This is a genomic window from Pricia sp., from assembly GCF_041745955.1.
Taxonomy (GTDB): domain Bacteria; phylum Bacteroidota; class Bacteroidia; order Flavobacteriales; family Flavobacteriaceae; genus Pricia.
On sequence record NZ_JBGTHY010000257.1, the window covers coordinates 1 to 8,444 of the forward strand.

Here is an 8,444-nt window from a genome sequence, read left to right on the forward strand (position 1 = left end):
TAGCTCGATCTTAAAGGAACATTTAGCTTCTGTAGATTCGTCATTGAATATGATTAGAAATCAGGGCAGGGAGTCTTATTTGGAATCTCAACCTGTAAGTTTTAGCCGAATTCTCCATGATTATTCTGATGATAGAAAGGGTTTTATTCAATGGAGGGATTCCTTAGAAGAAAAACTTTACTAAAGCCTACTTGGACAAATTGTATATTTTAGCCAGATGATTCCTAAATTTAACTTTATAACTCACAAACAATACGTCAAAGCGAGCCTTCGTTTAGAAGAATTAATAGATATTGTCGATGACAATACACCATTGGATGATCCCTTGGCAAAAGAGCTCATAAAGATTAGCGACATCATCGAACAATACGAAGAAATCCATTTCCCCATCGGTTTACCTACTGTACAAGAAATGATTGAACTACGCATGTTTGAAATGGGGCTTAAAAGAGAAGATTTAGCCGTACTTCTTAATACAAGCACATCTAGGATAAGTGATTATTTGAACGGTAAAGGAGAAATTACTTTGAAGGTGGCCAAGGCTTTACATCAAAAATTGAATATTGATAGTGATATTATTTTGCATTAGATTCTATAACCATGGAAGAGAAATTTAAAAACTGGTTAAAACTGAGAAAGCAGAGTAAAGATGAATTTGGAGATGTGCTGTGTTATTGTGGCCATACCGACAAGTGCGACTGTGGGGATCCTACTATTGCCCTTTTTAAGGATTCTATCGAAAGAGGAGTTTTAGATGTGAACGACGCAAAAAATGGTTGGAAATCCGTTGAATTCTAGTGAAAATTATACAAGTTTGCACCTCGTTTTTGGCGTTTGTCTCTCGTTTGTGTCTCAAATCGCCAAAACCCCTGTAAAATATAAAGCCGTTACTTACTGCATCGGGAAGTGACCCCAACTCAGTAAAGCAATAAGAAATATACGAAAAATCACTAATAAGCCCTATAGCAAGGATTTTTTCATGTAATGGTATTGCAAACAATAAGATGAGTCAAATCGCTGCGAAAGTCAAATCTAAAGTATTACTAAAGTAGTAAAAATTTCGGTAATCAATCGGGTAACCGAATAGGTAACATTTCATTTGATATTAAAGCTAATCTTATGATCTCAAGAAAAATGAAAATCCTTGATTTTTCATAAGATTAGCTATGTTTTGGTGTCGTTTGACACCTTAATTGTCGGGGTGGCAGGATTCGAACCTGCGACCTCCTGCTCCCAAAGCACGGTTTTTATGGTTTAAAAACAACCAATAAATATTTAAATGATTGAATAACAGTAATTTAATTTTAATATAGATTCATATGAGACCATATTAAATGTGATTCTGCGTGCAAATTGAGTGCAAATTTTTTGTATCTTCATTATATGAAAACAAGCCTGACACTCTCGCTGGACACTAGGCGCAAGCGCAAAGATCGAACTTGCCCTGTTATTTTTAGGCTAAGCCATCATCGCAAAACTACGGCAATAGCAACAGGCTTTAATGTCCCGCCGGAATACTGGAACGAGAAGAACCGGGAAGTCAAAAGAAACTATACAGGCGTTTCATCGGTAACCCGTCTCAATAACCTTCTTTCAAAAAAGAAAACCGACCTGATGGATGGAATCAATTCGTTGGAAGAGGACGGACGTTTAGAGGGACTAAGTCTCAGAGAGCTAAAATCAATCCTAACAAAATCCACCATCAAGGTTTCCTTTTTAGATTATACCCAGCAGTTGATTGATAGTATGATGGAGGCAAAACGATTTGGTAATGCACGTGCCTATAAGCAGGTTTATAATGTCCTAAAAACATTTAATCGCACAAAAAGCTTACGTTTTGAAGAAATCACAATTACGTATCTGAATCGATTTGAAACGTATCACTTAAAAAAAGGCAATAGTATTAATGGGCTTTCCGTTTACATGCGCACTATTCGGGCAATTTACAATAAAGCGATCACTCAGGGATTGGTCGCTCGGGACAGGTATCCTTTCACGCAATACAAAATCAAGTCCGAACCAACCGCCAAACGAGCAATTTCCAGGGAAAAAATAAAACGGATTCTGGATTTAGAATTAGAAGTCGGCACTCCCTTATTCGATTCTAGAAATTATTTTATAGCATCCTATCTTTTGAACGGGGTTTCCTTTATCGACATGGCTTTCCTAAAGGTTGGAAATATTATTGATGGACGAATTCACTACAAAAGACAAAAAACCGCAAAACCCTATGATATTAAGATAACGCAGCAGCTTTCTCCAATTTTGGATACTTATTTAGAGGGAAAGAATAAAGACGATTTTATCTTTCCCATAGTGAAACGGTCCAAATTATTGGAACAGCACCGGGATATTCGTAATGCACGGATTAAGTACAATCGGCGATTGAAAGAAATTGCAAATCTTTGCAACATTGAAGAGAACTTGACCAGCTATGTTTCGCGTCATTCAATGGCTACCAATCTTATCTTAAAAGACGTGCCTATAAACGCACTGAGCAAAATGCTCGGGCATAGCGATCTTCAAACAACTGAAATATATATCAAGAATCTCCCCACCCACATCATGGACGAATACCAGGAAAGATTGGAGATTTAGATTTCCTGGATTAAAAAAATGCTTCTTTAATAGAGCCTATCGAGCTAATATACTGCCGATATTCTTTCAATTGGAAAAAATGATGTACATTTGTTCATAATATTTATGTGTTCACGTTTTCGTGAACGATATTTAAAAATGAACAATGAATCGCAAGGAAATTGTACAATACGCACTAACCAACCTTCAGAAAACCGGACAAATCGAAGCTAATTGGTTAGATAACGGGCAAAATAAAGTCTTGGACGGTACGATAGACCTCACGTTAAACCACCGCACTATCAAGTTTGTTATAGCAATAAAAAAGGAACTAAGAAATATTCATCTGCCAAAGCTTGAGGCGTTCGCCAAGGATTATCATCCGTTTATGATTATAGCGCAAACTATATTCCCCAAAATAAAACAAGAGCTCCGCAGCAGAAACATCGCCTACCTTGAGGCGAACGGAAATATTTACCTCAACGAAAAAGGAATCTTCCTTTGGCTGGATGCCAATGAACCCATTGCGATCAAACACAAAACTACCAACAGGGCATTTACCAAAACCGGGCTGAAGGTAGTTTACCTATTCCTATTGGACGATACATGGGTCAACAAGACCTATCGTGAAATAGCAGAACGGACGGATACAGGTATCGGCAACATCACTAACATCTTCAATGGCCTAAAGGATGAAGGTTTCCTCATTCCGCTTACGAAGGACACCTATATAATGGAAAATAAAAAAAAGCTCCTTGAAAAATGGATCATGGCCTACGAAAAACAGTTGAAACCGAACTTGGTAATTGGTACATACCGTTTTGTGGATAATGTTAATTTTTTTAATTGGAAAGGCATCCAACTAAAACAGGGAGAAACGCTCTGGGGTGGCGAACCCGCCGGGGATATTTATACCAATTACCTACGTCCCGAGGAATTGACACTATACACCGCCGAACCGAGAAATGAATTGATGAAGAACTATAGGCTTGTTCCCGATGAAGGAGGAAATGTCAAAATCTACGAAAAATTCTGGAAGGAGAATACCAAGGAAAATAATGTGGTGAATCCGCTGCTCGCCTACGCCGATCTCATGATGAAAGGGGATAGGCGGTGTACGGAAACCGCAGAAAAAATATATGATGAGCATCTACAAAATCAATTTTGATCAATTTTACCAACGCACTGACTTCTCGGAAATGTTGGCGGCTTTGGAGCGCGGTTTTAAAAAATTCCATGTCGATTTTTATCTGGTCGGTGCGGTGGCCCGTGACCTATGGATGACAGCAATCAATGAGATTCCGACCAGCCGGATTACGAAAGATATCGATTTTGCAATCTTCATAGAAGGTAAGGATATATATGAAAGTTTAAAGCGTTACCTCGTTGAAATCGAACACTTCCAACCTTCCAAAGGGAATAATTTTGTGCTGTTGTGGCAGGGAAAAATGCAAGTCGATTTACTTCCCTTCGGAAACATAGAAGATGAGAATGCCAAGGTAAGTGTTGAAGGTACGGGCCTTACCAGTTTGAATATGCCCGGATTCAAGGAAATCTATGACAGCGGACTGCCCGAGGTAGAATTGGAAGGGGAACATCGCTTCAAGTTCTGCACCTTGCCCGGAATTGTTATTCTAAAGCTCATTGCATGGGAAGATCGTCCCGAAATGCGGAGTGGCGATTTAAAGGATATCATGACCATCCTATTCCATTTTTTTGAAATGTACACCGACCAGATTTACGAGCATCATTCGGACCTATTTGGCAACGATGATTTTGGACTCCATCTAATCGCCGCACGTGTAATGGGTCGGGAGATGAAAAAAATTGCTGCCAGGAACGAAAAACTTTATGACCGGATTACAAAACTTCTGGACAAAAATACTTTAGATGTCAATACAAGCGAAATTGCAAAGATTATGGCAAAATTGGCCAACACTTCGGTTGAAGAAAGTCTAAAACCTTTATCGGAAATACGGCTCGGTTTTCAAGACCGTTGATCAAAATTCCAAATTGAGGATTTTAGAGGCTATGTCGATTTTTTGCTATCCCATTTTAAGGCTAGTTTTCCGTTTTTCTTCCTTCCCCTATCCACAAAAAAGCGCCCGATAGGGCGCCAAATTCTATGACCGAATCAGTTCTTTTAAATCCTACATCGAAAGTCCCCTACCCTTGTATTTAGAAAAATCGGTCATTTCATCCTTAAAGCCGTTGAAAACCTCTTCCTCTTTCAGGTCTTTACTTCGCAAAAGATTGCCCAAGGCATAAGCACCCTTTCGAAGGAGACGGGATTGTTTCCGGTCCATCTGTTTTTTGGAAACGGTATGCAGTATTTCCCTAAATCCGTTTTCCATATGATGTTCCAGTATCTCCAATGGGACATTGGGCCTGACCCCGTCCAACACGAACAGATAGGCCGCTTTTTTATACTGCCCCCGCTCTATCAGATATCCGGACCAGAGACTTTTCAAATTGTCCCGCCCGTGGTTTCCGATGTCCTCCAAAATTTCTGATTGGTTTACTAAAATCTTGTTCAGGTCGCCCGATGATTCCAGATAGGCCTGCGCTTTTGGTGCAAGCGGAACGCCGACCGAAGACTCGGAATAAATCGAACGGATATGTAGCCTCCCTTCCCTTCTTTCAAATCGGAAGCCTTTGGCATTGAAAAACCGTACGTAGTCGTTCGGGGACTTCTCCAAGGATACCTGCATGCGTTCGGCGTATTTATGATAGGCCCTTAGGCTCAGCCTTTCAAACTTTTGCCTATATGGCAGGGCCATGGCCGAATAGAGGTTCGGGAACATCAACGGCAGGAATATCGCCGTCGGGCTTAGGCCGATTTCTTTTGCCGTTCTATCGTTCAAAAGTCCGTCCAAAACCTTTTCATTTTCTTTGACAAAGCCCGGGGAAGCATAAACGTCCATTTGAACGGGTAGCTGCACATGCCCGATATCCAGTTTGACCTTATGTCGGGAAGAATTCGCGTATCTAAGATTGCCCCTGCCATATTTGACTCCGAGGCTGTGCAAGAGCTCGAAAAGGACTCTTTTCTGCTTAACGGTATCGAAAAGTTCTTTGCCCATGACCTGTTCTATGATTTCGGCCTTTGCCTTTAAATCATGTTCTTCCCTGGCCGACTCCGACATGTAAAGCTTGTCCTTCACGATATCGAATTGCGCTTGTATCAGTTTGCCCAGTTTTCGGTTGTCGGTTTGCAGATACTTCTTGAGAAATAGAAAGCGTTCCGATTTGGCCATTTCAATTACTATTGCTTTAATAGATATCCTATCGATATGTTCCGAAAAAAGGGTCTTGCTGCCTGAATCTTGATAGGTGCTCCGGTAGGCTTCCTTGATACACCGTCGGATCTCCAGTCGCAGTTGTTCGCTTTCCGCGTACATTTGGGTATATCCGTTCCCGAACAGTTCGGGGTTTTGTAGGATTCCTATATTGTTCGCTATCTCCCCGCTCTTGAGGGCATATCCCGATTTGTCATAAACGGTAAAGTCCACGGCTTTCCCTTCCTCATCATATTCTACCTTGCAATCCAGTTTTTGATGTGCTTTCAGGATATCGGGTAAATGTTCGGGGTTTATCGTCCTGAAAAGTCCGTAGGCGGTACGCAACTGTTTTTCCAACCGCTTTTTGACCATCGGCAACAGTTTTGAGCTTTGGTTACGCTCGAACACCTTTTGCAGTTTTGGGCCGCTCAATTGTGGATGGACGGTATAGCCGTTAATGAACCTTGACCTGTAGCCATCCTTAACGGATACGCCGTACGATAAGCCTACTCTGCCATTTCGGTCGACCGTCCTTAGCTCAATGTGATGGTCTTTGAGATGTGCGGCCAGTTCCCTGAAACTTCGCACCTTGTACTTCTGCAAAGTGTTGTTTGTGATGTCCTGTATATAGAACCTGACCCCGTTGATGTCACGGTTTCGGAATTCGGGCATTTCATATTTCGGGAGTTCCCTGGTCTGTTTTGTATCCGGCGATGGGGAAAGCCCGAACTCTTTTTCAAGGTATTTCTGGGTCGCTATGCTCCTTCTGATATCGTTGGAGAGGTTGATCTGTAAACAGTCTTCCTTTATTGTGGACGAAACAATATGTACATGCTCATGTTTGGTATCGTGATGACGGATTACGACATAGGGCTGTTCGCCATAGCCCATGTGTTCCATATATTTTTGCGAGAGTTCGAAAAAGTCCTTGTCGTTCAAGTTTTCGCCACGGGGAAGATTCAAAGAGATGTGTGCGTACCGCTTTTTGGAACCGTGGCGATTGCCGAGATGGTATAGTACCCTACCGAAAAACTTCATGTCCGTGTCGGTATCGGAATAGGTGTTCCGGAAACCGAGTACGGTGCTTTTCGCCTTGCCCGATACGTAGTCCAGCACGCCCTGTACATTGTTCCGATAAAGTACCCTTGCTATCATTCTTAGTTTTTGGTGTTGATCGTTTCTATCAATTCGAGCATCAATTGACTGGCCTTTTCCAATTCCCGTTCGAGGTCTGCGTTCGGGCTTCGCATGTTCTTGTAATTGGCGACCTTGACGAGTTGGTTGATGTTGGTGCCTATCCTGTTGATCTGGTAACTGAGGTTGGAGATGCCATCGGGGATCCGTTTTTCCTTTGTAGTTTTCTTATTCAGTATGAGCTTTCTTAGGAAAGGGCCGACCGTTCCCCTTTTTCCGAAATCAAGATTATAGGATTCCAGAATGGTCCTTATTTTTTCCAGTTCCGCACCATTGAACCTCAGCGTTATGGCATGCTCCCGCTTCCTATCGCCCAAACGTTTTCTGCCACCTTTATTGATTGCCATTTTCGACCCGGTTTTAACTGTTTTCACTTCGTCAGAAGTAGGCGTTTTGCGGTGCGCGAAACATCACTTGCTATCCACCTTTGTGGATAAATATAGGTAATGAATTTTGAATATAAATAACTTATTATCAATATTTTAAGTCGTAAAATCATATAGAAACATATAAATACAAATGGATACAGATACAAGATTTATCTGGTCTAATATGGTGTTTAAAAAATTTAGGAATCATGGAAATATCCAAGTTTTTTGTGGTTAGGGGGAGAAAAGAACAAGCGGCGGAAATGCCGCTTGTTCTTTTGCGCGGCCGAGGAGGTCGGGCAAAACTAGAAGGAGAGACTTCCCAAGCGTATAGGTGCAGCTTGTCCGGATGTGCAGGATCGGGGCGGAAGCTTTGCCCGACTTCCGCCTTTAGGGAGTCGGGGAATAATCATTCCGGAACTCTCCGGTTTTAAAGTTTCTCTATAAAATCCTTCCAAGAAATCTCGTGGAATTCTCTTTATCAGTGTATACTTGTATGTATATCTAATTCCTTAGATAATTAATTACTTAGCTAATTAATTATTCGAGTAAAATCCAGTAAAATAGGGCTCTTGGCGATTTCCCTTGATAATTTCCAAGGTATCCATAGCTAATGAATAGATTTTAAACCCACATTTTTTACCTCAAAAATAAACCGATGAGGGTTTGCTAAACATACGATACTCGTGGGAAGTGAGAAAAAAGGTCAAGCTGTCTTTTAGGACGGTTTAGCTTTTGAGTGGCCGCTAGGAGCCAGGGCAAGACAGGAATGGGGCGACTACCCGGACGGATAGGCGCAGTTTGCCCGTACAGTTTGGCTCGGAGCGGAAGTTTTGCCCGGCTTTCGAAGGGGTTTGGCAATAATATTTAAGAACAGGTTTACAGAAAGTTCAATTTAATGTGGGATTAATTACATCCCACTATATTTAAAGTTTCGATAATATCTCGGAACGATTTAAATAGCCGTCACAAAAATTTTATTCTTTTGCGTATGTTATCAAATTGGTCGTAAAATTCAATTCTG

General features: G+C 41.3%; 8 protein-coding genes and 1 tRNA gene. 6 read left to right on the forward strand and 3 right to left on the reverse strand.

What is annotated here, in order from left to right; all coding sequences use genetic code 11:
- The 3 genes from ACEW8S_RS09160 to ACEW8S_RS09170 form a co-directional block, all read left to right on the forward strand.
- A partial coding sequence (locus tag ACEW8S_RS09160) for a hypothetical protein (protein WP_373517852.1) occupies positions 1-184 on the forward strand: 184 nt, incomplete at its 5' end.
- Positions 185-217: 33 nt separating this feature from the next.
- The gene (locus tag ACEW8S_RS09165) at positions 218-589 is read left to right on the forward strand and encodes a type II toxin-antitoxin system HigA family antitoxin (protein ID WP_373517853.1); all 372 of its coding nucleotides are present in this window, start codon (positions 218-220) and stop codon (positions 587-589) included.
- A gap of 11 nt (positions 590-600) precedes the next feature.
- Positions 601-798 carry a hypothetical protein gene (locus tag ACEW8S_RS09170; RefSeq protein ID WP_373517854.1) on the forward strand — a complete coding sequence of 66 codons (198 nt, stop codon included), beginning with the start codon at positions 601-603 and terminating at the stop codon, positions 796-798.
- 398 nt (positions 799-1,196) lie between these two features.
- On the opposite strand, the gene ACEW8S_RS09175 is transcribed toward ACEW8S_RS09170, so the two are convergent.
- Positions 1,197-1,268 (reverse strand) — tRNA-Pro (locus ACEW8S_RS09175).
- Positions 1,269-1,383: 115 nt separating this feature from the next.
- Between ACEW8S_RS09175 and ACEW8S_RS09180 the strand changes: the two genes are divergently transcribed.
- The 3 genes from ACEW8S_RS09180 (at position 1,384) to ACEW8S_RS09190 (ending at position 4,577) form a co-directional block, all read left to right on the forward strand.
- Entirely contained in the window at positions 1,384-2,598 is a 1,215-nt protein-coding gene (locus tag ACEW8S_RS09180; protein ID WP_373517855.1) for a phage integrase SAM-like domain-containing protein, read from the forward strand.
- A gap of 145 nt (positions 2,599-2,743) precedes the next feature.
- Positions 2,744-3,745, forward strand: a complete 1,002-nt coding sequence (locus tag ACEW8S_RS09185) for a type IV toxin-antitoxin system AbiEi family antitoxin (protein WP_373517856.1) — start codon at positions 2,744-2,746, stop codon at positions 3,743-3,745.
- Positions 3,717-4,577 carry a hypothetical protein gene (locus ACEW8S_RS09190; protein WP_373517857.1) on the forward strand — a complete coding sequence of 287 codons (861 nt, stop codon included), beginning with the start codon at positions 3,717-3,719 and terminating at the stop codon, positions 4,575-4,577. Before ACEW8S_RS09185 ends, ACEW8S_RS09190 begins: the two co-directional genes overlap by 29 nt.
- A 150-nt stretch (positions 4,578-4,727) precedes the next feature.
- Here the strand turns inward: ACEW8S_RS09190 and ACEW8S_RS09195 are convergent, their stop codons facing one another.
- Together ACEW8S_RS09195 and mobC are read right to left on the reverse strand one after the other, a co-directional pair.
- The gene (locus ACEW8S_RS09195; protein ID WP_373517858.1) at positions 4,728-7,013 is read right to left on the reverse strand and encodes a relaxase/mobilization nuclease domain-containing protein; all 2,286 of its coding nucleotides are present in this window, start codon (positions 7,011-7,013) and stop codon (positions 4,728-4,730) included.
- A 2-nt stretch (positions 7,014-7,015) separates the two neighbouring features.
- On the reverse strand, positions 7,016-7,399 hold the full coding sequence (gene mobC / locus ACEW8S_RS09200) for a plasmid mobilization relaxosome protein MobC (protein WP_373517859.1): 384 nt from the start codon (positions 7,397-7,399) through the stop codon (positions 7,016-7,018).
- Between the last annotated feature and the right edge of the window lie 1,045 nt (positions 7,400-8,444).

Coding starts and splice junctions, on each gene's coding strand:
- ACEW8S_RS09195 (WP_373517858.1), bottom strand. CDS start 7,013: ATGATAGCAAGGGTACTTTATCGGAACAATGTACAGGGCGTGCTGGAC.
- ACEW8S_RS09190 (WP_373517857.1), top strand. CDS start 3,717: ATGATGAGCATCTACAAAATCAATTTTGATCAATTTTACCAACGCACT.
- mobC (WP_373517859.1), bottom strand. CDS start 7,399: ATGGCAATCAATAAAGGTGGCAGAAAACGTTTGGGCGATAGGAAGCGG.
- ACEW8S_RS09165 (WP_373517853.1), top strand. CDS start 218: ATGATTCCTAAATTTAACTTTATAACTCACAAACAATACGTCAAAGCG.
- ACEW8S_RS09185 (WP_373517856.1), top strand. CDS start 2,744: ATGAATCGCAAGGAAATTGTACAATACGCACTAACCAACCTTCAGAAA.
- ACEW8S_RS09170 (WP_373517854.1), top strand. CDS start 601: ATGGAAGAGAAATTTAAAAACTGGTTAAAACTGAGAAAGCAGAGTAAA.
- ACEW8S_RS09180 (WP_373517855.1), top strand. CDS start 1,384: ATGAAAACAAGCCTGACACTCTCGCTGGACACTAGGCGCAAGCGCAAA.